Annotated in this window: 19 protein-coding genes and 1 pseudogene; 4 read left to right on the top strand and 16 right to left on the bottom strand. The window is 69.1% G+C overall.

Going from position 1 to position 24,628, the window contains the following annotated elements; genetic code table 11:
* Positions 1 to 12: 12 nt before the first annotated feature.
* The gene (locus ABD205_RS06825) at positions 13 to 1,431 is read right to left on the bottom strand and encodes a TRAP transporter substrate-binding protein (RefSeq protein ID WP_344043725.1); all 1,419 of its coding nucleotides are present in this window, start codon (positions 1,429 to 1,431) and stop codon (positions 13 to 15) included.
* An 84-nt stretch (positions 1,432 to 1,515) separates the two neighbouring features.
* Here ABD205_RS06825 and ABD205_RS06820 point away from each other — a divergent pair, with 84 nt between their 5' ends.
* Together ABD205_RS06820 and ABD205_RS06815 are read left to right on the top strand one after the other, a co-directional pair.
* The gene (locus tag ABD205_RS06820; protein WP_344043723.1) at positions 1,516 to 3,234 is read left to right on the top strand and encodes a sensor histidine kinase; all 1,719 of its coding nucleotides are present in this window, start codon (positions 1,516 to 1,518) and stop codon (positions 3,232 to 3,234) included.
* Entirely contained in the window at positions 3,222 to 3,872 is a 651-nt protein-coding gene (locus ABD205_RS06815; RefSeq protein WP_344043721.1) for a response regulator transcription factor, read from the top strand. The genes ABD205_RS06820 and ABD205_RS06815 overlap by 13 nt, the downstream gene beginning before the upstream one ends.
* Before the next feature lie 93 nt (positions 3,873 to 3,965).
* Here the strand turns inward: ABD205_RS06815 and ABD205_RS06810 are convergent, their stop codons facing one another.
* Complete coding sequence (locus ABD205_RS06810; protein ID WP_344043719.1) at positions 3,966 to 6,110, bottom strand: glycoside hydrolase family 32 protein; 2,145 nt, start codon at positions 6,108 to 6,110, stop codon at positions 3,966 to 3,968.
* A gap of 41 nt (positions 6,111 to 6,151) precedes the next feature.
* Positions 6,152 to 6,415 (bottom strand): annotated as a pseudogene (locus ABD205_RS22625) (hypothetical protein); the annotation flags it as partial.
* 157 nt (positions 6,416 to 6,572) lie between these two features.
* On the opposite strand from ABD205_RS22625, the gene ABD205_RS06805 reads away from it, so the two are divergent.
* Entirely contained in the window at positions 6,573 to 7,568 is a 996-nt protein-coding gene (locus ABD205_RS06805; protein ID WP_344043717.1) for a carbohydrate kinase family protein, read from the top strand.
* Here the strand turns inward: ABD205_RS06805 and ABD205_RS06800 are convergent.
* Positions 7,546 to 9,102: a glycoside hydrolase family 68 protein gene (locus ABD205_RS06800; RefSeq protein WP_344043715.1), complete on the bottom strand. Its 1,557-nt coding sequence runs from the start codon at positions 9,100 to 9,102 to the stop codon at positions 7,546 to 7,548. The two genes, ABD205_RS06805 and ABD205_RS06800, sit on opposite strands and share 23 nt — an antisense overlap.
* A 215-nt stretch (positions 9,103 to 9,317) precedes the next feature.
* Here ABD205_RS06800 and ABD205_RS06795 point away from each other — a divergent pair, with 215 nt between their 5' ends.
* Entirely contained in the window at positions 9,318 to 10,892 is a 1,575-nt protein-coding gene (locus ABD205_RS06795; protein ID WP_344043713.1) for a glycoside hydrolase family 32 protein, read from the top strand.
* Here the strand turns inward: ABD205_RS06795 and ABD205_RS06790 are convergent, their stop codons facing one another.
* From ABD205_RS06790 to ABD205_RS06735, 12 genes are all read right to left on the bottom strand, one after another.
* The gene (locus ABD205_RS06790; protein WP_344043711.1) at positions 10,893 to 11,921 is read right to left on the bottom strand and encodes a LacI family DNA-binding transcriptional regulator; all 1,029 of its coding nucleotides are present in this window, start codon (positions 11,919 to 11,921) and stop codon (positions 10,893 to 10,895) included.
* Positions 11,922 to 11,930: 9 nt separating this feature from the next.
* A complete protein-coding gene (locus ABD205_RS06785; RefSeq protein ID WP_344043709.1) occupies positions 11,931 to 13,391 on the bottom strand; it encodes a glycoside hydrolase family 32 protein in 1,461 nt (486 codons plus the stop codon).
* Positions 13,388 to 14,437, bottom strand: coding sequence for a LacI family DNA-binding transcriptional regulator (locus tag ABD205_RS06780; protein ID WP_344043707.1), 1,050 nt, complete (start codon positions 14,435 to 14,437; stop codon positions 13,388 to 13,390). Before ABD205_RS06780 ends, ABD205_RS06785 begins: the two co-directional genes overlap by 4 nt.
* Positions 14,434 to 15,333, bottom strand: coding sequence for a carbohydrate ABC transporter permease (locus ABD205_RS06775; protein ID WP_344043705.1), 900 nt, complete (start codon positions 15,331 to 15,333; stop codon positions 14,434 to 14,436). Before ABD205_RS06775 ends, ABD205_RS06780 begins: the two co-directional genes overlap by 4 nt.
* Positions 15,330 to 16,205 (bottom strand): carbohydrate ABC transporter permease, encoded by an 876-nt coding sequence (locus tag ABD205_RS06770; RefSeq protein ID WP_344043703.1) that lies wholly within the window; start codon positions 16,203 to 16,205, stop codon positions 15,330 to 15,332. Before ABD205_RS06770 ends, ABD205_RS06775 begins: the two co-directional genes overlap by 4 nt.
* 62 nt (positions 16,206 to 16,267) lie before the next feature.
* Positions 16,268 to 17,608, bottom strand: coding sequence for an ABC transporter substrate-binding protein (locus tag ABD205_RS06765; protein WP_344043701.1), 1,341 nt, complete (start codon positions 17,606 to 17,608; stop codon positions 16,268 to 16,270).
* Positions 17,609 to 17,651: 43 nt separating this feature from the next.
* The gene (locus ABD205_RS06760) at positions 17,652 to 19,079 is read right to left on the bottom strand and encodes a GH32 C-terminal domain-containing protein (RefSeq protein ID WP_344043698.1); all 1,428 of its coding nucleotides are present in this window, start codon (positions 19,077 to 19,079) and stop codon (positions 17,652 to 17,654) included.
* Positions 19,080 to 19,263: 184 nt separating this feature from the next.
* Positions 19,264 to 20,196: a carbohydrate kinase family protein gene (locus ABD205_RS06755; protein ID WP_344043696.1), complete on the bottom strand. Its 933-nt coding sequence runs from the start codon at positions 20,194 to 20,196 to the stop codon at positions 19,264 to 19,266.
* 2 nt (positions 20,197 to 20,198) lie between these two features.
* Positions 20,199 to 21,125 carry a carbohydrate ABC transporter permease gene (locus ABD205_RS06750; protein ID WP_344043694.1) on the bottom strand — a complete coding sequence of 309 codons (927 nt, stop codon included), beginning with the start codon at positions 21,123 to 21,125 and terminating at the stop codon, positions 20,199 to 20,201.
* Positions 21,122 to 21,988, bottom strand: a complete 867-nt coding sequence (locus tag ABD205_RS06745) for a carbohydrate ABC transporter permease (protein ID WP_344043692.1) — start codon at positions 21,986 to 21,988, stop codon at positions 21,122 to 21,124. Before ABD205_RS06745 ends, ABD205_RS06750 begins: the two co-directional genes overlap by 4 nt.
* Before the next feature lie 104 nt (positions 21,989 to 22,092).
* The gene (locus ABD205_RS06740) at positions 22,093 to 23,415 is read right to left on the bottom strand and encodes an ABC transporter substrate-binding protein (protein ID WP_344043690.1); all 1,323 of its coding nucleotides are present in this window, start codon (positions 23,413 to 23,415) and stop codon (positions 22,093 to 22,095) included.
* A gap of 118 nt (positions 23,416 to 23,533) precedes the next feature.
* A complete protein-coding gene (locus ABD205_RS06735) occupies positions 23,534 to 24,568 on the bottom strand; it encodes a LacI family DNA-binding transcriptional regulator (protein ID WP_344043688.1) in 1,035 nt (344 codons plus the stop codon).
* Positions 24,569 to 24,628: the final 60 nt, after the last annotated feature.

Genomic DNA, 24,628 nt, shown 5'->3' with positions numbered 1-24,628 from the left:
ATCGCGGAGCTTTCAGCGCAGGCGCACCCACTCGTGCAGGCCCCAGATGGCGCGGTCGGCCGCGTAGCCCGACTGGACGTCCTGGAACCGGACTCCGTCGTCGGTGAGCTTCCAGTGGGCCGTCCAGTCGCCGGAGCACTTCACCGTGGGATCGAAGTGGAAGGAGACCATCATCCGCGACACCTCGTAGGTCCCGGTGCAGTCGTCCTCCAACGCGGAGTAGTGCCCTCCGGCGAGGGTGATGGTCCAGGGGGCGCCGGCGTTGGAGCGAATGCTCTGCTCGTCCATGCCGGCCTCACGCAGCTCCTGCTCCGTGAACGTCGTGCGGTACGTCCCGTCCAGGACCGCCGGGTCGATCGGCGTGCCGATGTCAGCCGCCGGAGCCTCACTCCGGCACTCCTTCGTCGTCGTGGAGGGCGTCGGTACGTCGGCCTTGAGGGCCTCGATCTTGCGGATGGTCGGACCGACCTCCGGGTCGGCGAGCATGCTGGCGCGCACGGGTTCGGCCGACCGCTCGAGCTCGGCGACCACCGCTGGGCCGGCCAGGGTCACCCCCTTGCCCTCGACGCAGGCGGTGCCGAGCAGTTGCGCTTCGCGGGGGCGCGCCTTCACCAGCCAGTCGCGGGTCGCGATCGCCGCCGAGGCGAGCGCCTTCCGGGCGCTTCCCGGAAGGCGGTCCCAGGCGCGGTCGTTGACCACGAGGGTGTCGATCTTGGCGTACATCGTGACGTCCGCGGTGATGATCGCCGGTGGCCCGAACGACCTGTCCGCTCCGGACTCCGCCCCGGCGAGGGTGCCCGCGGCGTACCCGGCGTTGAGGTCGGCGCCATCGAGCCAGACCGGTTCGCTCCCGAGCGCCTGGATCGTCGCGTGGACGTCACGTGAGTACGGCACCTGGAGCTGCACCCCTTGGAAGTCGGCCGGGGTGAGGATCGGCTTGCCGAACCCGATCGGGTGACGGAGCGTCTCGGGCCAGAGCGCGAGGCCACGGACACCGGTGCTGTCGAGCCCGGCGAGCAGCAGCTGAGCCAGCTCTCCGCCGACGACGCGATCGACGAGATCGTCGCTGTCCACGAGGAAGGGCGTCTGCAGCGCCCTCAGCCCCTCGACCTCGAGGTCGTCCCAGCTCCGGGCCGGCACGTTGCCGAGGTCGAAGGTCCCGTCCTGGACGAGACGGGCCACGTGCTGGTCGAACTTGCCCCCTTCAGCGCCGGCCTCGTAGCTGGTCCGGACCCGCACACGGCCGTCCGACTGGTCGGCGACCGCCGCGACGAAGTGCTTGATCGCGGGGTCCTGGGCAGCGCCGCGAGAGTCGGACGTGCCGAGGCTCAGCGTGATGACCGGTCCTGATCCACCGGACTTGTCCGTCCCCACCAGGGTGCACCCGGCGAGCAAGAGCCCGAAGGCAACAGCTGCGAACGCGGCACGCATGCTTGATGATGCACCTCCACCGACATCCTGGGGATCCGTGCCAGCCACAGTGGCCGCGCCTCCGGGGCGGTGCCACGATGTGGCATGGCCCCCGTGGCACGGCCCGTCCTCTGGTCGGTGGTGGTCGGCAGCGCCGTCATGCTGACGCTGCTGCCCCGCGGCCACGCGTGGCTGCCGACGTACTCCACCGTCTCGCCCCGGCTCGCCGCGGCCGAGGTGGTCGCCGCCCTGGCCCTGCTGACGGCGACGGTGGTCGGGCTGCTGCTCGACCCGACCAGGCCGGGACTCGTTGCGCTCGCCCTGGCCGCGCCCGTGTGGACGGTCCAGGACTGGGCGGGTTGGTACGACGGTCCCGGGTTCGCGCCCACCGCCGCGATCGTGCTCGCTCCCCTGCTTGTTCCGCTGCCCGTGCACGCCGTGCTCGCTGCCGCACATCCCCACCGGCGGGTGCCGCTGTCCTTGGTCGCGCTGTACGTCGTCGCCGGCGTCGTCGCCCTCGTCCACGCGCTGTTCGACGACCCGTTCCTCGATCGGGACTGCTGGAGCACGTGCCTGACCACAAACGTCCTGCTCGTCAGCGCACGGCCCGACGTCGTGCACGGCGTCGCGCTCGTCTGGCTGCTCGTGACAGCGACCGTGGGTCTCGCGCTCGTGGGGCTGGCCGTCCGGTGGGCCTGGGTCGCGACCCGAGCCGGGCTCCGGATGCGCGGCCCCGCGATCGTGGCCGGGTTCGCCCTCGGCGGTGTGTTGCTGGCCCAGTCGGTGGCCCGGTGGCGACGCCCTCGTGTGGACCCCGGGACATCGCTCGACGCGGGGCTCTACCTCGCCCTGGCCGCGGCGCTGGTGCTCGTCTCAGCAGGCTGGGCAGCAGGCCCGCTCCTCGACCGCTGGACGCGCCGAGGAGTCGCTCAGCTGGTCACGGGGCTGGGCGACGCCGCGGCAGCCGGCACGGTCGCTCGGGTCATCGCCGCGGCGACGGGTGACCCGAGCGTACGAGTGGTCTACCGGTTGCCGGCCGGCGGGTACGCCGACGCGGCGGGACGTTTCGTCGACGCACCTCGGCCCGGACCCGGCGCCTTGCCGGTGCTCCGCGACGGCCACGAGCTGGCCCTCGTCCTGCACGACCCGGACGCCACCGGCCCCGACGGCATCCGGGCAGCGCTCGGGACGGCGTTGACGCTTGCGCTGGACAACGAACGGCTGCGGGTGGAGGGGCTTGCTCAGCTCGCCGAACTCGAGGCGTCCCGGGCCCGGGTGGTGGAGACCGGCGACGCCGAGCGTCGCCAGCTCGAGCGCAACCTGCACGACGGCGCCCAGCAGCAGATGCTGGCCCTCGCCTTCGACCTACGGCGCGCGGTCGCGAACGCCCACACCCCCGATGCGTGCGCGGTCCTGACCTCCGCCGAGGCCGAGGCACGGGCAGCCCTCACGGAGCTGCGCGAGCTGGCCCACGGCATCCACCCGGCCGTACTCGAGGAGGCTGGGCTCGTGCCCGCGCTCGCCACTCTCGCCGACGGTGCTCCGGTGTCGGTCAAGGTTCAGGAGACGCTGGGGGGCCGACTCCCTCCAGGCGTCGAGCGGACGGCGTACGTCGTGGTGCGCGATGCCGTCGCCGCTGCGGCCGCGACCGGCTCGCCGGGCGTGGACGTCACGCTGACCGAGGCCGACGGTGACCTGGTGGTCGAGGTGCGGGGTGCCGGGCCCGGCCCGTTCGGGTCGGTCGAGGACCGGGTCGCGGGCGCGCGGGGTCACGTCGCGTTGGAGCCGGACCGGCTGCGGGCGGTGATCCCGTGCGTGTCGTAGTTGCGGACGACGTGCTGCTCACCCGGGCCGGTGTGGCCGGGTTGCTGGCCGAGGCGGGGTGCGAGGTCGTCGGTGAGGCGCACGACCTCGACTCCGCGCTGCGCGAGGCCGCGCTGAGCCGACCCGACGTCGTCGTGCTCGACATCCGGATGCCGCCGACCCACACCGACGAAGGGCTCGTGGCGGCGGCCCGGATCCGGCAGGACCTCCCGGGCACCGGTGTGCTGGTGTTGTCGAGCTACGTCGAGCCGACTTACGCCATGCGGCTGATCGAGGACCACCTCGAGGGCGCCGGCTATCTGCTGAAGGAGAGGGTGTCGGACCCCGCGGTCCTCGTCGACGCGCTGCGCAGGATCGCGGACGGCGAGTGCGTGGTCGACCCCACGATCGTCGCCCTGCTCGTCGGCCGACGTCGGCGTACCGATCCGCTTCACGGCCTGACCGACCGCGAGCGCGAGGTCCTCAGCCTGCTGGCCGAGGGCCTGTCCAACAGCGCGGTGGCCGACCGGATCACGGTCACTGAGCGAACGGTCGAGGCTCACACGAAGCTGATCTTCCAGAAGCTGGGGCTCGAGGCCGACCCCTCGTCCAACCGCAGAGTGCAAGCGGTACTGACCTACCTACGATCAGCGTCGTGAAGCCGGCAACACGTGCAGGTTTCCGAGCGCCTGAAGCGTGTGCGCAGGAGCGTTCGGATCACAAACGCCCCCGCGCAGCCTGCACTCGGTGGTCTATGAAGCCGGCCTGTCGGAGAAGGTGACCTGGTCGACGGCGACGTGACCCCAGGAGCCGGTGTTGTTGTCGACGACTTGAAGCTGTGCGGTCTGGCCTTCGAGGTCTCGGACGTCCCAGGAGGTCCACGAGAGGTGCTCGGCATCCTGTCCGGCCGTCGTGCGGACGACCTTGCCGTCGACCACGAGGTTGAGCGTCGTCTGGTTGTCCGGCTCTCCGAGTACGGCGCTCGGGACACTGCTGAACAGGACCTGGTCGACCATGAGGTGACCCCAAGCGCCGGTGGCGTGGTCGACGATCTCGAGGTGTGCGGTCCGGCCGACGAGGTCGTGGACGTCCCAGCTGACAGGAGCCATGGTGCTCGAGTCGTTGCCCGTTGCCGTGCGGACGACCGCGTTGTCGACGACGAGGTTCACGGCGGTGGCACCAGGGCCGAAGTATGGGTGCTTGCCGCCTGCGACGAGGAAGTCGAGGTAGTCGCGGGTGATGGTGAACTCGGGTGAGCGCACGGCACCCGTCGCGGTGTCGGCGCCGGCGTAGGTGTCGAGCACCTTCGAGCCGACCTGGTTCGGAAGGGAGTCAGCGCTCGGTCCGCGGCCTGCGAGGTCGCCGGAGGCGGTCCATCCCGGGCCCCAGCCGCTGCCCTCGAAGCCGGCGAACAGGTCGGATGGTCGCGGATGGTCGCCGCCTCCCACCAGCGCGTTGATGTAGTCCTTGCCGATCGTGAACGACGGAGAGGTGAGGGTGCCGGTTGCGGTGTCGCCGCCGTTGAAGCTCGTCGCCAGCTTGGAGCCCTCGTAGCCGCTGACCGGCTGCTGGCCAGCGAGCGTTCCGGAGGCGGGCCCCGACCCGAAGGCGGTGCCGGTGGTGGTCCAGCTCCCGTAGCCCGAACCCTCGAAGTCCTGGAACGGACTGTTGGGGTTGGCGGCCGTCTTGATGTCCTCGAACTCACGGATGGTCGTGTTGGCGAATGATGCGCTGCCGCCGGCGCTGTAGAGCATGACGCCGGTGTCGTTCGGGTCGAACATGACCTGGTTGGACAGCACGGTGCGGCCGTCGTCGGCGAAGACCTCGACGCTGGAACGGTCGACAAGGATCCGGAGGTGCATCGAGGTCCTGCCGGTCCCGATCGGGGCCTGTGATTGCTTGAGGCTTCCGAAGGCGTGGGCGGTGAAGTCTGACGCGGTGCGGTCGACGTAGAGGTTGCCCTGGTAGTAGCCGATGTTGGTCTTGTGGTCGAGGTCGGCCGAGAGGCCGACGGCGACGCCGACGTTGTTGGCCGTCGCCCAGCTGACGTCGGTGTCAAGCTCGTAGGCCGCGCCGTGGTACGGCAGCACGAGCTGCCCGTCCACGCTCTGCGTCGGCACACTCCAGGTGTGGCTGGTGATGCCGTCGAGGCCGACGCTCGGCTGCGACAGCAGGGAGTAGTTGCCACTCCCCTCAGCCTTGAGCGTCAGATCGCGTACGACAGACATCTGTCCGTTGTAGGTATCGGAGACGTCGGTCTTGATCGGGTGTGGTGCGTAGTTCCAGTTGTTCATCCAACCGATGGCGTGACGCACGGTGTCGGGGTTGGCCGTGTCGGGCCAGGTCACCGCCGCGTACCAGTCCCATCCCCAGTCGAGCCACTGTGGGTCCGTCTGGTCCGCGGTGTACGAGGCGCCGTTCCACGACCCGGGCCAGTACGCGTAGGTGTCGGGCTTGCCCGTGTAGTCACCCTGCATGCTGGCGCCGAGCACCCAGTGCCAGCTGCCGTCGTCGGCCTTCATCCGGAAGAGGTCGGGGCACTCGAAACCGCCGATGTTGGGATTGGTGTAGGCGAAGGTGGACCTGTAGGTCCAGTGCTTGAGATCGGTCGACGTGTAGAAGACGGCCTTCTGCTGCTTGCCGATGACGGCGACCCAGGTTGAGTGGTCGGCGTCCCAGACGATCTTGGGGTCCCGAAACCAGTTGGTGCTCTCGTCGTTGGTGATGACGGGCGGTCCGTACGGCGTGAAGGTGTTGCCGCCGTCGGTCGAGTACCAGAGGTACTGCTCCTGCTGGAAGGCGTCACCGTCGGTGGGCTGGGTGGCCAGCGCGACGACGGCCCCCGCGCCGAAGCCGGCGGTGTTGTTCGTGTCGACGACAGACGAGCCGGTCCACACCGGGAAGCGGGTGGAGAGCGGGATCGCCGCCCCGCCTCCTCGAAGACGACGTTGTCGTCGGTGGTCACGTGGCGCCAGCCGCCAGGTCCGTTGTCGAGGTCGCTGGCGAGGTAGTAGAGGTTGGTCGTTCCACCGGCCTGGATCGGACGTTGGGGGTCGCTCAGCCAGCCCGCGGACGGGGTGAGGTGGTAGACCGCACGCTGCGACCCGGTGAGCGCTGTCGTCTGGGTCGAGAGCCGGGCACCGGCCAGGTCGCCCGACCTCTGGCCGAGATCGTTGCCGGCGAACGCGGCGGCGAGGGCCACGGTCGCTCCGATGCCGATCAGGCGCCGCCAGCGGACACCCCGTTCTGTCAGCTTCACGCGCACTCCTTTGTCGCTTCGAATGAGTCTGATCAAACGCTTGACCAATGTGGCGCCCGTCACTGTATGCTCTGATCAAACGTTCGAGCAAGGAGTTGGCGTGAACGAGGCGGACGAGGCTCTCGTCGTGGGCGAGGCTCTCGTCGACGTCATTCGCGACGGCCGCGGCGCCGTCAGCGAACACGCCGGAGGGAGCCCCGCCAACGTCGCGGTCGGTCTTGCCCGGCTGGGTCGACCGACGACGCTCCTGACGAGGCTCGGCGAGGATCGGCACGGGCGTCTCGTCGCCGAGCACCTGCATCGCGAGGGCGTCGCACTGCCCCTGGGGAGACAGGCGGCGGCGACGTCGTACGCCGAGGCGCTGATCGGGCCGGACGGCAGCGCCGACTATCGGTTCAGCCTCGAGTGGACCCTCCCCGAGCTGCCTGACCTCGCTGAGGTCGCTGAGCTCCCCCGGCCGATCGTCGTCCACACCGGCTCGCTGGGTGCGGTCGTCCCACCCGGTGCCGACACCGTGATCGACCTCCTCAGCGCGCGCAGGGGCGAGGCGACGGTCACCTACGACCTCAACATCCGCCCCGCTGTCATGGGAGAGGGCGCCGACCTGTGGGCACGCGTCGCCCGGGTCGTCGCGCTCGCCGACGTGGTCAAGGCCTCCGACGAGGACCTCGCCCACCTGGTGCCGGGCGCGACGGCGTCGGACGCGGCGCGCCGGCTCCTCGACCTGGGGCCCGTCGCCGTCGTCGTGACCGGCGGCGGCGAGGGCGCTGTCTGCCTGACCCGCCACGGCTCGACGTCGACGCCTGCACCAGAGGTCGTGGTCGCCGACACGGTCGGCGCCGGCGACTCCTTCTGCTCGGCGATGATCGACCGGTTGTGGGAGTGGGGCGCACTCGGCGGCTCGGCGCGCCCGACCCTTCGCTCCCTGGACCTGGCCGCCTGGTCCGACGTGCTGGACCATGCCGCCGCCGCGGCCGCGATCACCGTCAGCCGGCCGGGCGCGAACCCGCCGACCCGGGCCGACCTGGAGAGTGCCCCGGGCCGGCGGCCCGGGGCACTCGGATCGGACCGGGTTACGGCATCAACTCGCGGTTAGCGGGCAGGTCCGCGTAGCCCCCGAGCCCGTCGTGCCCGTAGGAGCGGTCGACCTTGGTGGTGTCGCCGTCGATCTGGAGGCGGACGGTCGGGGCGAGGGTCCCGCCGCGACGCAGGTCGTTCGGACCGCCGATCGCGTCGATGAACGACTCGACCAGACCGTTGGGCATGACGTAGTGGGAGTACGCCTGGAACTCGTTGGCGGTCTGGTTCGGGTCAGGCGCGAACGGGGTGCCCGCCGGGTAGTTGAGGTTGGTCGGGTTGCCCAGCGCCAGGCCGGAGCCCCGGTTGACGGGCTGGAAGTCGCTGCGGATGCCGTTGCCGACGAAGCCGTAGACACCTTCCGGTCCGTCGATGCCGGACGCGAAGGTCGAGCGGTGGCTGATCGTGAACAGGTAGTACTTGCCGTCCTTCATGTAGATCTGAGGCCGCTCGGTCTGGTCGGTGACGCAGTTGGCCGAGAGGATGGGCGGCAGGAAGTGCCACCTGGTCAGGCTCTGGTTGTCGGCGACGGCGAGCCCGATGTTGGCCATCTGGTACATGGCTCCGTTGTCCATGACGGTCTTCAGGTTCTCGGCCCGCGGATCACCGGGCCGGTAGCCGAGGTCGTCGTCGGTGCAGTCACGGCCGCCGCGCTGCACGGCGCTGTTGCCCTCGAAGACCATGTAGGTCTTGCCCGGGTGAGCGGGGTCCTCGAAGGTGAACGGGTCGCGGAAGTTGAAGAACTCGTTCTGGTCGCCGTTCTGGTACCACTTCCCGTCGGCCTTCAGCAGCGGGTCGACCTTGTTGAAGCCGGTGAAGCTGACACCCTTCTTGTCGGCGTGGATGTGGCCGACGCTGAGCGCGATCTCCGGGTCGTACGGCTTGCGGTCACTGCCGTCCGGATTGCGGTAGAAGGCCACGTCGGTGAAGAAGAGCTTGATCTTGCCGCCGGGGTAGACGCGGGCTGACCCCGACCACTGCGTCTGATGGCTGTAGGACTGGTCCGGAAAGATCTTGCCGGTCACGCCGTCGGGGAAGACGAGCCCGCCGTACGTCCAGCCGCCGTTGGCGGGGCGCTGGTCAGCCGGGATGCCGGCCTTGCGGTAGAAGAAGCCGATCTTCGCGTAGACGTGGCGGGCGTCGAAGCCGAGGCTGCGGTCGGCGACCAGGGAGAAGGCAACCTCCCAGCCGTTGACGCTGTACTGGTTGGCCTGGGCGTCCGTGAGCGGCCAGGTGTCCCACGCCCAGACCTTGCCGTTGCTCATGTCCGGGAAGTCGTGCGAGACCGCCGGCATCGTGTAGTCGGTCGGCATCGAGTTCTGGCCGGGCCCTGCCGTCGGGTCGGACATCGCCTTGAGCTGGCGCGCGTCGGCGCGGGTCCAGCGGGAGGTGAAGTCCGAGTCGGGGTCGTGGGCCTGCTGGGTGTGGATCGTGGGCTCGGGGAACCCGGGGTCGGCGGCCCTGGCGGGGCCGGTGTTCGTCAGCAATGCGGTCGAGAGGAGACCCGAGAACGCGATCGCCGAGAAGGTGCGGGAGAGCTTGCTTGTCACCATCGTCGCTTCCATTTCGTAGGGGATGGATGTCGACGTGGTGCACGTTCCAAGCACGACCGTAACTGGCTCACAGCGCTGGCACAGGGTGTGATCCCACGGTACGGACGAGTAATGATCATACTTTTGCAAATCGTTTTGTGCATCCGTAATGTCCAGGGAGTCGGCGTGGTGCACGTTCCCCTCACACCCCCCGACCTCGACCCCGACGGAGCCTCGTGACCCACGGCCACCGCTCATCGACCGTCCGCCTCCGGATCGTTCTCGTCCTCGTCCTCGCCGCGCTGGCGGCACTCGTCATCGCGATCGCGTCCGGCGCGATCGAGACCCGGCCGGACACCCGTCCGGACGCACGGCCGGACCGGCCGGGCTGGCGACCGCGACTTCACCTCACGCCCGCCCACGGCTGGATGAACGACGTGCAGCGTCCGCTCCTCGTCGACGGCCGCTGGCGCCTCTACAACCTGGTGAACCCCGACTACCCCGGGGCAAACGGGACCTCCTGGCAGGCAGCCGAGTCGACCGACCTGGTGCACTGGAAGGTCGCCGGCACCGCCATCGAGAAGTACCGCAACGGTCTGGGCGACGTCGAGACCGGCAGTGCCGTCGTCGACACGCACGACACCTCCGGCTTCGGCCCCGGCGCTGTCGTCGTGATCGCCACCCAGCAGCTCGACGGGGTCCAGCGGCAGTCCCTCTTCTACAGCCGCGACGGCGGTCGCACCTTCGGTTCCTACCGAGGCAACCCGGTGCTGGACAACCCGGGTGCCGCCGACTTCCGCGATCCCAAGGTCGTCTGGGACGGCCGCCGCCACCAGTGGCTGATGGTTCTCGCCGAAGGACAGCGGATCGGCTTCTACACCTCCCCCGACCTGAAGCACTGGACCTACGTCTCCGACTACGCACGAGGGGACCTCGGCACCCTGGAGTGTCCGGACCTGTTCCGGATGAGCGTCGTCGGCGACCCCTCGCGGACGACGTGGGTGCTCGGCACCAGCGCGAACGGCGCCTCGTCGGGAGGCACGGCCGGCTACGCCTACTGGACCGGCCGGTGGGACGGGCGTCGGTTCACGGCGGACCGCCCGGACCCGCTGTGGCTGGACCACGGGTCGGACTTCTACGCCGGCGTCACTTGGTCGGACCCGCGAAGGTCCGTGTCCGGTCAGCTCGCCGAACGGTACGCGATCGGGTGGATGAACAACTGGTCCTACGCCCGCGACGTCCCCGGCCTTCCCTCGACCGGTGGCCCCAACACCCTCGTACGCCGCCTCCGGCTCGCGGACGTGGCCGGCCGACCGACCCTCGTCTCGTCGCCGATCGGCCTGGGCGCTGCCGTCGAAGCAGAGGTTCGGGGCCACACCGGCTCGGTGAGCAGCACGGCCACCATCGGTCGCACCGATCGGCGTACCTTCCGTCTGCACGTCCGACTGCGTCGGCACGGCGCTCAGGAGTCACGGATCGTCGTCGGCGCAGAGGACGGCTCGCAGCTGACCATCGGTTACGACTGGGGCCGACGCCAGGCGTTCGTCGTCCGCGACGCCGACGCGATCGCCAGGCGGATGCCCAAGACCTACCGACAGGTGCGGACCGCCACCACCGACCCGCTCGCCGACGGGTCGGTCGATCTCGACCTGGTCGTCGATGGCGCAGCAACCGAGGTCTTCGTCAACCACGGTGTCGCCAGCCTCAGCGATCTCGTCTTCCTCGGGCCGGGCCCACGCACGATCAACGCCGAGTCGGTCGGAGGGTCGACCGACGTCGACGCCGCCGACCTGTCGGTCCTCGGCGGGTGATCAGCGAGCCGGCGGGGTGACCGAGTCTCGCTCGACCAGGCGGCACTCGACGAGGGCCCGCTCCACCGGGTGGTCCGGGTCGGAGATCTGCGCGAGCAGCTGCCCGGCCGCCCACCGCCCCATCTGCTCGTGAGGCAGCGCGATGGTCGTCAGTCCGGGGAGGAGCGCGTCGGCGACCAGTGGCAGGTCGTCAACGCCGATGACCGAGACGTCCTCGGGCACGCTCAGCCCGAGACCGGCCGCCGCCTGGTAGACACCCATCGCGATCTGGTCGTTGAAGCAGAACACCGCCGTCGGACGGTCGGCGCGATCGAGCAGCACGGCTCCGCTGGCGCGACCGCCCGCGGCGGTCGAGGCCGACCGCGCGAGCAGTGGCTCACCGGCGATCCCGGCGGCCTCCAGCGCGCGACGGAAGCCGTGCTCGCGCCCCGTCGAGGCGGGTACGCCGTCGACGGTCTGGGCGAAGGCGATGCGCCGGTGGCCCCGGGCGAGCAGGTACTCCGCCGCCACTGTGCCGACGGCCTCCTCGTCCGGTGCGACGACCGGGACGTCGGAGGACTCGGTGGCGGCGTTCACGACGGCGAGCGGGATCCCGGGCAGCATTGGCGGGGTCACGAACTGGTGCCACATCCGCGCATAGAGAACGCCTTCGACGTTCCGCTGGCGCAGCATCGCGAGCAGCCGGAGCTCTCGGTCCGGGTCGCCGAGCGAGTCGACGGCCACGAGTGCCAGCCCCTGCTCCTCGAGGGCGTCGGCGGCGCCCAGCACCAGCCTCCCGGCGTACGGCGTCGTCACGACATGATCGCCAAGAAGGCCGATCAGACCGGTGCGCCGGAGGCGGAGCCCTCGGGCGCTGGGATCGGGGACGTACCCGAGCGCGGTCGCGGCGGCGACGATCCTCGACCGGGTCTCCTCGTGGACGGGGCGCGACCCGTTGAACGCCTGCGAGACGGTGGCCGGGGAGACCCCGGCCGCGGCGGCGACGTCGCGGATGCCCACCCGCCGCTGCACGTCCCGTTCGCCGGCCACCGGGACACCCTAGCCGCGGGGCTCCTCGACCGGATCGGCGCAAGGAACGAGCTCCCAGGCCTCGACAGCGTAGGCGGCCTGCCCGGTCCCGGACGTCGTGACCTCCAGTCGCCACGGCCCGGCCCCGACCGGGTAGAAGCGCGCGGTCACTGCCTCACCGGTGGCCAGGAAGACCTCCACGACCGAGTGGTCGAGGACGGCCCGCACCTCCACGCTCTCCCCCGGACCGATGCCGGTGGCCAGCCGCCACTCGCCGCGCTTGGCACGCAGGTCGAGCGACGCGGACTCCCGGCTGACGACGAGCTCGCCGGTGGTGCCGTCCAGGACGATGTCGAGGTGCTCGCGTCCGTCCGCCGAGGTGACGAGTCGCCACCCGGACGTCGCCCGCCCGCTGCCGGCCCAGGCCAGGCGCCCGACGACGTCGAGGCAGCGCGGGACCTCGCCCAGGACGACGGTGCCGGCCGCCGTGCCCGACGCCTCGACGACCATCTCCCCACGCAGGGCGTCCACCTCGCGGGCGGGGCGCTGGGCGACGCCGGTGCTCGTCAGGGTGAGCTCCCTCGGCAGCGAGAGCATCCCGGCCCAGCCGACCTCGTCCGTCCAGGAGCTGACCGCGCCGACGCGCGGCTCGTCCCGGGCCTCCCAGACCCAGCCCCAGACGAGCCAGCGACCGTCGGGGGCGTGCAACAGCGCGGGCGCGTAGAAGTCGGGCCCGTGGTCGAACCGCTGAGGCGCGGTCGCCTCGAACGCGTCGCCCCGGTCCCGGCCGACGTAGACGGCCGTCTGGCCAGCACCCTCCTCCGGGTCCCAGGCGCTGAGGACCAGTGCGCCGCGCTGGACCCCGAAGTCGGCGTACTGCACGCACTCCCAGCCCTCCTCGGTGTCTCCTCCGCCCGGCAGCGGCGTGGGAGGCTCTGCGAGGAAGGGGCCGCCGAGCTCCCAGCGGCAGAGGTCCTCGGAGAAGTACTGCATCGCCGCGCCCCGGCCGTCGGCCAGGGCGGCGCCGACGAGCATGCGCCAGCGGCCGCCGTCGCGCCACACATACGGGTCGCGGAACATGACCGTCTCCGGAGGGGGCTCCTCGATGAGGAGACCGGGCCGCTTGGAGAACGTCACCCCGTCGACCGACGTCGCGGCCGCCACCGGCTGCCACCACCGGTCGTCCCGCTTGGCGGAGTAGAACGCGACCATCCCCTCGTCGGTGCTGACCGCGTTGCCGGACCACACCCCGTCGGCGTCGTCGCCGGCGGGGGTGGGCGCGAGGGCGACGGGCAGCTGCTCCCAGGAGACGAGGTCACGGCTCCGGACGTGGCCCCAGTGCATGTTCGCGTGCCGTGCGCTGTCGGGGTTGTACTGGAAGAAGACGTGATACCAGCCGTCGTGGAAGACCAGCCCGTTCGGGTCGTTGACCCAGTGCCGGGGCGGACGCAGGTGGACGGCGGGCAGGTGTCGGTCGACCGCCACCGTCATCCGGGGTCGCCGGCGGGTACGACGGCGGGCCGGGCGATGGAGGCCCGCTCGACCGGGGGGCAGCCGACCAGGACGCGCCCGTCGGAGGCGGGCGCGTCCAGGCCGAGCAGGACCCGGACGCCGGCGACACCGAGCTCGTAGTGCGGCAGCGCCACCGTCGAGAGCGGCGGGCGCAGGTGGGCCGCGATGACCTCCTGGTTGTCGAAGCCGACGACGGAGATGTCGCCGGGGACCTTGAGGCCGCGGTCGCGGAGCCCGTCGTAGAGGCCCATCGCGACCCGGTCGTTGTGGCAGAAGATGCCCGTCACCCCTTGGTCGAGGAGCAGTGCAGCAGCGTCGTACCCGCCCTCCTGCTCGGGCCGGGCTTCGACGACCAGGGCGGGGTCGAGGTCGATGCCGGCTGCGGCCAGCGCCTCGCGGTAGCCCCGGAGGCGGCCGTCATGGGCCGGTGAGGGGGTCGTGGTGTTGATGAACCCGATCCGCCGGTGGCCCTGATCGATCAGGAGCTGCGTCGCGTCGCGTCCACCGGCGATCTCGTCCGGGACGACGGCGGGGAGGTCGGCCGCCGCGTAGCAGTTCACCAGGACGCAGTCGCTCTCGTCGAGCCCCTCGGGCACCTCGACCTCACGGTGGTACCAGGTGGAGTAGAGGACGCCGCGGACCTTGTGCTCGAGCAGCATCGCGATGGCCTCGTGCTCGGCGTCCTGGTTGCCCTCGGTGTTGGCGACCAGGAGGACGAAGCCGTGCTTCCAGGCCTCGTCCTGCGCCCCGTGGATGATCTGGCCCGCGAAGGGGGTCGACGCGATGGCATCGGCGACGAGGCCGATGAACCTCGACTGGCCGGTGACCAGGTCCTTGGCCATCGCGTTGGGTCGGTAGCCGAGCCGCGCGATGGCGTCGTGGATCCGCACCCGGGCGTCAGCGCCGATGCGGGCACCCTCTTTCTTGTTGAGGACCACGGACACGGCCGAGACCGACACCCCGGCCGCCTGCGCGACGTCGCGCATCGTCACCGCCCGTTGGGACTCCCCGTCAGCTCGTCTCATCCCTTGTTCGCACCGCTCTCGAGTCCGTAGATCATCGCCTTGTTGAGCACCAGGAACACAAGAAGTAGAGGCGTGACCGTGACGCATACCGCCGCGAAGGTGGCGGTCCAGTCGGTCTTGCCCATCGCTCCGATGTAGTTCTGAAGGCCTAGCGGGATCGTCTTCAGGTTCTCCGAAAGGACGAAGGTGTTGGCGAAGATGAAGTCGTTCCAGATGAAGATGCTATTCACCATCACCACGGTGACGATGGTGTTGACCGACAACGGGAGCGTGATCTTCGAAAAGATCCGGTACGGGCCCGCTCCGTCGAGCGACGCCGCCTCGTAGGTCTCGCGCGAGATGTAGGAGAAGAACGAGGAGAACAGGTAGATCGACATCGGCAGGGAGAACCCGGCGAGCGGGATGATCATCGACTGGTAGGTGTCGAGCAGACCGACCTTGGAGTAGTCGATGAAGAGTGGCACGAGCGCGACCTGGACGGGGACGATGATGCCCAACAGGAACGCGGCTCGCACGACCTTGCTGCCGCGGAAGCCGAGTACCTCGATCGCGTAGGCGCCCATCATCCCGCACACGACGATGAGGAGATCAGCGCCGGCGGTCACGATGATGCTGTTGAGGACGTAGCGGCCGAGGTCACCCTGCTCGAAGGCTCGGCGGAAGTTGTCGAGTGTGAACGAGTGGGGCATGCCGAAGGCGTTGTTGGCGGCGAAGTCGTGGGCGTCGCGCAGGCTCGTCGTGAACAGCCACACCAGCGGGTAGACCTGGATGACGACGAGCAGGGCCACCAGGACCCGCGATGCCAGGCGATGGAGGTCGAGACGGCCCGGCCGTGCGGGCGCGGATGGGGACGACGGGCTCTCCGCGCGGCGGGACTCCATCAGCTGGGTGGTCATGACTCGGCCTTCCGCTGCAGGAGCAGCACGATCAGTCCGACCGCGACCAGGCACTCGACGACGATGAACACCGAGAGGGTGCTGGCGTAGCCGTAGTTGGTGCTGGTGAACGCGGTCTTGTACATGTAGGTGGTCACAAGCTCCGAGGACTGCCCGGGGCCGCCGTTGGTGAGCAGGTAGGGGATGTCGAAGCCGCGCAGGGCGTAGGTGGTGGCCATGATCGTCGTGGTCAGCCACACCGGCCGGATGTAGGGGAACCGGATGTGCGCGAACAGCTGCCACCGATTGGCTCCGTCGAGCCGTGCGGCCTCCTCCAGCTCCTTCGGAACCGCGATGAGGGCGGCGTAGATGATGACCATGTAGATGCCGATGAAGCGCCAGCCCTCGGGTGTGGAGACGGCAGCCAGGACGGTGTGGACGTCGGAGAGCCATGGCCGCGCGAGCCCACCGAGCCCGACCGCGTGGAGGATCGAGTTGATGAGTCCGTCGGTGGCGTAGATGCGCTGGAACAGGAAGGCGATCGCGACGGTCGAGATCACGGCGGGCATCAGGTAGAGGACCTTGATGACCTCGCGGCCGCGGGTCAACGACGCCAGCAGAGTGGCCACGACCAGGCCGCCACCGAGCTGAAGGACGAGGCAGATCGCGACGTAGACCAGCTGGTTGCCGAAGGTGGTCCAGAAGCTCGGGTCGTGCCGCAGCATGTGGGTGTAGTTCGAAAGTCCGACGAACTCCATGTCGGTGATGCCGTCCCAGGAGAAGAAGCTGAGGAAGAGCGACTGGAGAATCGGCAGGAGCACCGCGGCGCCGTAGAGCAGCAGGGGCGGCAGCAGGAAGACCAGGACGGAGAGCCTGGAGCGGTGCGGAAGCACGGGTGGTCCCTTCTTCGAGGGGAGCCGGCCGGGCGGCCGGCTCCCCTCGTGTCACTTGACGGTCACTTGAAGTACTTCGGTGCGTTCTCGTCGAGCGCCTTGTCCATGGTGGAAACGAACTCCTCGGGTGTCACCTGGCCTTGCACCAGCAGGGTCAGCTGCTGCTGCAGCGTCGTGTTGGTTGTCGGGTCCAGCTGGGTGTCCCACGGCATGGCCAAGCGCTTGCCGACCTTGTCAGCATCCGCGACCGCCTTGCTGTAGATCGGGGTGGCGTTGCTCGGGATGGTCGGCGCCGGGGTCGTGGTGGGGCCGAGCGCTCCGGTGGCGGCGTACGCGGCGGCGTACTTGCTGAGCGCGAACTTCAGGAAGTCGCGCACGAGCGGATCGAACGTCTTGGCGTTGACGGCCATCCCGATGCCCGAGGGTGCGACGTACTCGTTGGGGTCGGTAACCGAACCGGAGACTGTCGGGAGGGTGAAGTAGTCGACATCGTTACGAACCGCTGGGTCGAGTGCGTCCGTCGCGAGGCTGCCGAGCTCCCAGGACCCGATGCCGTAGACGGCTGCCTTGCCGGAGGTGAACAGTGCCTGGGCGTCCGCGTAGCCGACGGAGGAGAACCCATCCTCGAAGCACTTGGACTCGCCGAGGTCGCTGAGCCAGGATGCGGCCTTCTGACCGGCGGGGTCGCTGAAGCTGGCCTTTCCGGTCTTGAGGCTCTTGATGTAGTCAGGGCCGGCGACGCGGAACGGCTGATAGGCCATGTACCGCTCGAGGGGCCACTGATCCTGACCGTCCAGCGCGATCGGGGTGACGCCCGACTTGCGCAATGCGGTGCACATGGCGGGGAAGTCGTCGAGGGACGTCGGCACCTTGACGCCGGCCTTCTCGAGGAGCGCCTTGTTGTACCAGAACACCTCGATGCCGTACTCGAACGGAACCATGTAGAGGGAGCCGTCGTCGAAGCGCTGGTAGTCGAGCGCGGAGGGACGGTAGTTGTCGTAGACGCCCAGGCTCCTGAGGAGCTTGTCGGCGTCGATCATGCGGCCCTGCTTGGCGAGCTTCTCGGCGAACGGCGTGGCGTCGGTGTCGAAGAGCTCGGGCAGCTTGTTCGCCGCCGCCAGCGTCTCGTACTTCTGGATGTAGGACGGCCGGTCGGGCGTCGTGATCAGGTTGAGCTTGAAGCCGGGGTGGTCCTTGGCGTACTCGCCGGCGAGGCTCTCCATTGTCTTGATGACGGCGCCGTCGGCAGGCCGCGACAGCAGCCAGGAGATCGCATGCGGCTTGATCTGGCCCTTCGGGTTCACGTCCGTCGGACTGGTGCCGGTGTTGCCGCTGCCTCCGCAGGCGGTGGCGGTGAGGGCGACCGCGAGCGCAGCGGCGGCCGACCACAGTGTCTTCTTCATGGGTACCTCTCCTTTGAGATGAATGGTCGCGCCCGAACGCGGTTCAGGTGGTGGATCGCCGGCGAACGGTGAGGTTCTGGAACTTCACCGCGCCCTCGCCTGCGAAGATTCCGAGGCGGTCGTGGGAGTCGTCGTAGAGCCGGGTGCTCAGGCAGACCTCGCGGTTGAGCACGATGACCGCAAGGTCCCCGTCGAGTACGACCTCGATCACGTGCGACGTGGCCGCCAGGTCGGCGGGCCGCTCGAGCTCGATGACGTGCGGGACGTCACCTGAGACCTGCCACTGGGCCGGCCCGGTGCGGTGTCGGGGCCAACGGTCGAAGACCATCCGGTCACGCCGGGGCTCCAGCCGTATCACGTACCCCTGATCGCCGTCCTCGCTCGCACGCAGCAGCAGGCCGCACTCGGTCGTCCCGGGCTCGAACTCGATCTCGGCCCGGATGTAGCACTGGGCCGGCAACGGCTCGGTGCCGACGACAGCGTTGTAGCCGTCCGGGGCCTCCAGAGCTGTCGGCACGAGGCCCAGCTCGACGCTCTCGTCGAACGTGGCGATGATCTCCTCAGGGACCGAGAACGCCAGGGAACCGTCCCACCCGGCGCGCGCCTCGAGCAGCGACATCGTGCCCGCCCACTGCCAGGCGCCGTCATCGGTGTCGCCCTCGCGACTCGCGATCCAGCCGACGAGGATCCGGCGACCATCGAGCTCGGCAGACTTGGCGGCGTAGAAGGCGCGGCCGTCGATCGTGTCGCGGTCGGGCACCATCCACGGGCCGTCCGGGCTGTGGGCGATGCGGTAGCGGGTGGTGAACGACTCGGAGAACTCGGAGTAGACCAGGTACCACCACTTGCCGATCGAGAAGACCTCGGGGCACTCGTGGGTGATGTAGCGGCGCGGGTCCCAGAACGGCTCGACCGGCTCCCAGGTGACCAGGTCGCGCGAGGTCATCTGGGCGATGACCCCGCGTCGACGGTCCGGACCGTCCTGGTGCCGGGCGGCCAGGAGCATCCGCCACACGCCGGTCGAGGGGTCCTGGAAGACGAAGGGGTCGCGCCAGTCGGCGGACTCGTAGCCGGATGGCGCCCCGAAGGTGTGCTCGGGGTGCTTGTCCCAGGTGGACATGCCGTCGGTGCTCGAGGCGTGGGCGACGAGCTGGAGCGGCAGTCCGTCCGCTCCGACGCGGTCGGGGTTCTGGGCGGTGTAGAAGAGGTGGTGGGTGCCGTCGGCGCCCTCGACGATGCTGCCCGTGTAGGCGTTGAAGTCGGCGTCCCCTCGGGTGCCGTGAGGCAGTGCGATGCCTCGGTCCTCGAAGGTGACGAGGTCGCGCGTCGTCACCAGCGCCCAGGGGGTCCCGGGCTTGGGCGACTCGCGGAGCTCCAGCAGGTAGAAGAGCATCAGCTCGCCGTCCCGGCTGAACGGGATGACGTCGCCGACCCACCCCTGCGGCGGCTGGAAGAACACACGATCCGGCACTTGCGACTCCTTGATCAAACGATTGAGCACGACCATAGTGGCGCCGGTCACATCTGGTCAAGCGTTTGATCACGGAAAGCGACGCGACTCCGACGGCGCCTCTCGTCTGCGATGTGCGTGCACAGACGCGCTGAGCACGCCAGACGTCGACGTGCGCGCCCGCGGCCCGTCGACGAAGGGCCCGCTAGGCGAGCTGGCCCCGGTTCACGGTCACCAGCTCAGCCAGCCACGGCGGATCGGCCCCGGGCCGGCCGACAGTGATGGCTGCGACCTTCGCCGCGCTCCGCCCGAGCAGATCCAGCTCTTCCGGCCGGAGGGGCTCACCCGACCGCACCGCGTCCGTCAGGTCGCTGAGGATCACCTGGTGGATCAAGGCGCCCATGAAGGAGTCGCCGGCGCCGATCGTGTCGACGACGGTGGTCCGGGCCGCCGGGACCTCGACGAGGAAACCGCCCGAGGCCATCGTGCAGCCATGTCCGCCGCGGGTGATCGCGACCAGGGCCGGACCGGCGGCCAGCAGGCGGGCTGAGACCTCCCGATCCGTCATCCCGGGGTACAGCCACGCCGCGTCCTCGTCGCTGAGCTTCACGATCCGCGCGAGCGGCAGCAGCCGCTCGAACGCCGCCCTGGCCAGGTCGAGGTCAGGGAGCATCGTCGGGCGGATGTTGGGGTCAAGGGTGACGAAGGATGTGCACGCGGCGTCCTCGAGCCGACGGCGTACGAGATCGGCGCCCGGCTCCAGAAACAACCCGATGGAACCGGCGTGGGTGAAGGTCGCGGTTGGCGGCTGGACCGGCGTCGGGTCCCATTCCAGGTCGAACTCGTAGTGAGCCGAGCCGTCAGGCTGCAACGAAGCCGTGGCGGTGGAGGTTCGTATGAGCCGGCGCGCCCCCGGGAGGAGCTCGACTCCGGACTCCTCGAGGTGGGTCTGGATGAGGTCGGCTCGCTGGTCGTCCCCCAGGCCGGTGAGCAGCTGGGTACGCACGCCGAGTCGAGCCAGGGTCACAGCGACGTTGAGCGGGGAGCCGCCCGCCGTCTCGGCGACGACGCCATGGGGGTCGCGGACGACGTCGACCAGCGCCTCGCCGATGACGAGAGCCTGCGGAGGGGAGTCCACGGTCAGCCCTTCACCGCCCCGGCCGTCAGGCCGGCGATCACGTGGCGCTGGAAGAGCGCGTAGATGGCGAGCTGCGGAAGGAGGACGAGCGTTGCCGCAGCCATCATTCCCCCGTAGTTGACCGTGTACTGCCCCTGGAAGCGCGAAACGGCCAGCGAGACCGTCGCCAGGTTCGGGTCATTGATGAGGATGGAGACGAACGGGAACTCGTTGAACACGTAGACCACATTGAAGATGAGGACCGTCGCGATCACCGGCCGCATCGTCGGCAGCACGACCGACCAGCAGACGCGGAACAGGCCAGCGCCGTCCATGATCGCGGCTTCCTCGAGCTCTGCCGGGAACTCACGGAGGAAGCCCGTGAGGAGCAACGTGTTGAACGGGATCGACACGGCGATGTAGGGCAGGATCAGCGCCGCGTAGGTGCCGAAGATGCCGAGTGCGAGGTCGATCCGGTAGATCGGGAACAGCAGCACGTAGACCGGCACGGCGAGGCCGGCGAGGAAGTAGAACCGCACAGAGAACTGGGCCGCTCGCCGGCGAAACACCATGCGGGTGAGCGCGAACGACGCCATGAACGAGACGACCGCGCCGATCGTCACCGAGGCGACCGCAACGATGATCGTGTTCTTGTACATCTGCACCAGCGGCAGGGATGCGACCACATCCCGGTAGTTGTCGAAGGTGAGGCTGCGCAGCGAGAAGGGGTCGGACAGGATCGTCCTGCTGGGCTCCAGCGAGAGCAACGCGATCCAGAGGATCGGCAAGATGATGAGGAACGTGATCAGGTAGGCGGCGGCACCCCCCGCGTACAGGCCGACGCGCCGCCTCCTCATCGAGCGGAGGTCGTTCGGCGCACGGCGGGTGGGAGTCACCGGAGTCCTCGAGAGTTCGGGGTTGGGCGTCATCGGCGTCGTCGTCTGGGTCATGCGATGCTCCGACGTCGAGCAGCGGCCAGGTACGCGAGCGACGTGAGCGCGCCCAGCACGAAGATCACCACGGCGATCGCCATGCCGGAGCCGTAGCGCTGGTTGGTGAACGTGACGAAGTACATGTAGCTGACCAGGGTCTCCGATCGATGGACGGGACCTCCGCCGGTCAGCATGTAGACGAGCTCGAAGATCTTGAAGACGTTCGTGATCAGGAGGATGGTCACGATCGCGAAGGTCTCCTGCATCATCGGGATGGTGACGTACCTGAGTCGCTGCCACGTGGTGGCCCCGTCCAGGGTGGCGGCTTCCATGACGTCGGCGGGGAGCAGTTGGAGCCCGGCGTAGAAGATCGTCATCGCGAAGCCCACACTGCTCCAGATGAAGACGACCGAGACGGCGTACGGCGTCAGGGTGTTGCCGCCGATCCATTGGACCGGCCCCATGCCGAACACGTCGAGCACGCGGTTGAGCAGACCGACGCGGGGGTCGAGGATGAACACCCAGATGAGGCCGACGAGGATGGGCGCGATGATCGCCGGCCCGAACACGAGGGCCCGGAGTGCGCCGGCCCCCTTGCGCTGACGAAGCAGCAACGCCAGCGCGAACGATGACGGGACCAGCACGAACAGGCTCACGACCAGGATCACGACGGTGTTCCGGAGCGACTGCCAGAAGAACGGATCGTCGAGGAGCGCCGTGTAGTTGTGGAGCCCGACGAACCTGGCCGCGCCGAAGCCGGCGGAGTTCGTGAGGCTGTAGACGATCGCGTACCCGACGGGGTAGACGAAGAAGCCGGTGAACAGGATGAGAGCCGGTGCGAGCATCAGCGCGATCTTCCAGCGGGAGCTGATCCAGACCATGCGTGTCGTCCTCTGGGGTCGAGAGCCGCGGGATGCGGTTCGGTCGGTCGGGGTGCGCCCGGGAGACCCGGGCGCACCCCAGCTTCCAGTGAGCTTCGGGACGCCTACTTCTCAGCGTCGAGGGCCTTCTGGACCAGCGCGACCGCCTTCTCCGGCGTGAGCTGATCCTCGATGACGCCATAGATGCTGTCGTACATCGCGCTCGACACAGCGGTCGAGACGAGCAGATCGGGCTGCGACTTCGGGCTGCCCAGGCTCGGGTTCGTCGCCACATCCAGGGCCGACTTGAGGACGCTCTGCTTGGTGGCGTCGATCTGGGGCTGGTAGTCGGTGACGGGGGGCTGTCCGTTGTCGACGAGGAGCTGCTGCGCCTGGTCGCTGTAGTAGAAGTCCAGGAACTTCTTGACCGCGGCGAGCTTCGCCTTGTCCCCGGAGACCTTGTGGTCGACGACCAGGGGTGCAGAGGCGACGTTCATGACGATGTTCTGGTTGCCGACGCCGTCGTCGAAAGTGGCGCCGTTCCAGAAGGTGGTGTCGGCCGCGACGGAGGAGTCCTGGATCGCGCTGGAGGCCCAGACCCCGGCGTCGAGCATCGCTGCCTTGCCGTTCAAGTACTGGTCGACGGCCTGCTGGTAGGTCTGCGTGGAGACGTTGGTGGCGAAGGCGCCTGCATCACGCAGGTCGGCGATGTGCTGGTACATCCGAACGAAGTCGGCGTTGTCGTACTTCTGCGACCCATCGAGGATCCCGTCGATCTTGTCCTCGAAGCCGAACCGGTCGAGCCAGACCAGGAAGGACCAGACGCTGAAGGAGGACTGGTTGGCGCCATCGGAGATCGTGACGATGCCCTTGCTCTTGAGCTTCTTGGCGATGGCGACCAGGTCGTCGAAGGTGGCCGGCTCCTGGAGGCCGTTGTCGGAGAGGATCTTCTTGTTCACCCACAGACCGGTGAGCAGGCCCTGGTAGGGCACGCCATACACCTTGTCGCCGGCGGTGAAGTTGCTGACGGTGCTCTGCGGCAGGTGCTGGGTGATGCCGAGGTCATCGAGGGTCGGCTTGAGGTCCATCAGCTTGCCGGCCTTGAGCATGTCCTCGGCCGTGGCCTTGTAGACCCAGAAGACGTCGGGGAGCGTGTCACTCTGCGCCGCGATCGAGAGGCTCTGCAGGTGCTCTGCGACCGCCTGCCCACTGACCTTGACGTGGATGTCGGGGTTGGCCTTCTCGAAGGCCTGGACGATCGCCCACGTGGCCGGGTCAGCGGTCTTCACATCGGGGTTCTGCATCGAGAGGGTGATCGTGGTCTTGCCGTCGGCGCTGCCGCCGTCGCTCGCACTGCTGCAGGCAGCCATTGCGAAGACGGACATGACGGCGAGAGCGACGCCGGCGATCCCGCGTGGGCGTCGGCTCACGAGCTTGCGACCAAACATGGGCTGTTGTTCCTTACTGGAGGCGGGCGAAGGGGCGGTCGGCACCGAGATCATCGAAACGTTTGCGCGAATCGTTTCGCCGAAAATACGTGGCAGGCGTCACACCTGTCAAGCAGCCCTACGAACTCCGACTCCCGGTGTCGGCCGTCGCCGCGAACAGGTAGTCCTCGCTCGAGGAGCGCAGTTCCAGTCGCTGCTGGAGGCGGGTGATCCGCGGGCTCTTGCCAGGCGTCGCAAGACGCGCGAGCAGGAGGCCGACCGCTGCAGCGCCCATCTCGAAAGCAGGCTGGCGAACCGTCGTCACCGACGGTCGGAACAGGTCGGAGTGGTTGAACCCGTCGAACGTGGCGAAGGCGATGTCGCCAGGCACGGAGACGCCTGAGTCACGAAGCGACTCCAAGGCCGTGACAGCCAGAGGGCTACTCGCCGAGATGACACAGGTGTGGCCGCCTCGACCGAGCGCCGCGGTCATCCCGGCCCGGATCGACGCGAAGTCCGGGCCCTCCAGCAGCTCGGAGGAGGCTGGATCCGTGCCCGCGCTGCGGATCGCGTCCTGGAATCCGGCGAGACGTTCTCGCAGGGTGGGAACCCGCGTGTCACCCGCAACGACGAGGAAACGGCGGTGCCCGGCGCCCAGCAGGTGCTCCGTGAGCCGACGCATGCTCTCGCGGTTGTCGGCCCCGACCTGGTCGCACGGAGCGCCGTCGAAGACACGGTCGAGCAGGACGACCGGCGGATTCTCGGCAGCGAGGTAGGCGTCCACGTCGGAGGAGGACTCCGCACAGCGCGCCAGGACCAGACCGTCGACACGGCGCTCCAGGAGCGTCTGCACAGCGCGCTTCTCCCGCTCGGGATCCTCGGCGGAGTTGGCGAGGATCAGCGTCAGACCCTCCGCAGCGGCCGCGTGCTCGACGCCGTGCACCATCTCCGCAAACGCCGGCTCGCCGGCGTCTGAGACCACCAGGCCGATGCTGTCGGTCCGCGCTCGGCGCAGGGCACGCGCAAGGGCGTCCTGCCGGTAGCCGGTCTGCCCGATCGCGTCGAGAACCCTCTGACGCGTGCTGGGCTCGACATTGCGCGTGCCGTTGAGCACGTGCGAGACGGTCGAGGTCGACACCCCCGCTAGTCGCGCGACCTCCACGATCGTTGCCATCGAATCTCCGTTCAAACGTTTGCTACCGCTAGCGAATGGCCCGCGCGCACTCGTGTTTGC

Source organism: Nocardioides panacihumi, assembly GCF_039530925.1.
Lineage (GTDB): Bacteria > Actinomycetota > Actinomycetes > Propionibacteriales > Nocardioidaceae > Nocardioides > Nocardioides panacihumi.
The sequence above is the reverse complement of the archived record's forward strand: the minus strand, read 5'-3'. Positions and strand labels throughout refer to the sequence as shown.

Coding starts and splice junctions, on each gene's coding strand:
- ABD205_RS06825 (WP_344043725.1), bottom strand. CDS start 1,431: ATGCGTGCCGCGTTCGCAGCTGTTGCCTTCGGGCTCTTGCTCGCCGGG.
- ABD205_RS06820 (WP_344043723.1), top strand. CDS start 1,516: ATGGCCCCCGTGGCACGGCCCGTCCTCTGGTCGGTGGTGGTCGGCAGC.
- ABD205_RS06800 (WP_344043715.1), bottom strand. CDS start 9,102: ATGGTGACAAGCAAGCTCTCCCGCACCTTCTCGGCGATCGCGTTCTCG.
- ABD205_RS06785 (WP_344043709.1), bottom strand. CDS start 13,391: ATGACGGTGGCGGTCGACCGACACCTGCCCGCCGTCCACCTGCGTCCG.
- ABD205_RS06780 (WP_344043707.1), bottom strand. CDS start 14,437: ATGAGACGAGCTGACGGGGAGTCCCAACGGGCGGTGACGATGCGCGAC.
- ABD205_RS06775 (WP_344043705.1), bottom strand. CDS start 15,333: ATGACCACCCAGCTGATGGAGTCCCGCCGCGCGGAGAGCCCGTCGTCC.
- ABD205_RS06765 (WP_344043701.1), bottom strand. CDS start 17,608: ATGAAGAAGACACTGTGGTCGGCCGCCGCTGCGCTCGCGGTCGCCCTC.
- ABD205_RS06750 (WP_344043694.1), bottom strand. CDS start 21,125: ATGACCCAGACGACGACGCCGATGACGCCCAACCCCGAACTCTCGAGG.
- ABD205_RS06745 (WP_344043692.1), bottom strand. CDS start 21,988: ATGGTCTGGATCAGCTCCCGCTGGAAGATCGCGCTGATGCTCGCACCG.
- ABD205_RS06740 (WP_344043690.1), bottom strand. CDS start 23,415: ATGTTTGGTCGCAAGCTCGTGAGCCGACGCCCACGCGGGATCGCCGGC.
- ABD205_RS06735 (WP_344043688.1), bottom strand. CDS start 24,568: ATGGCAACGATCGTGGAGGTCGCGCGACTAGCGGGGGTGTCGACCTCG.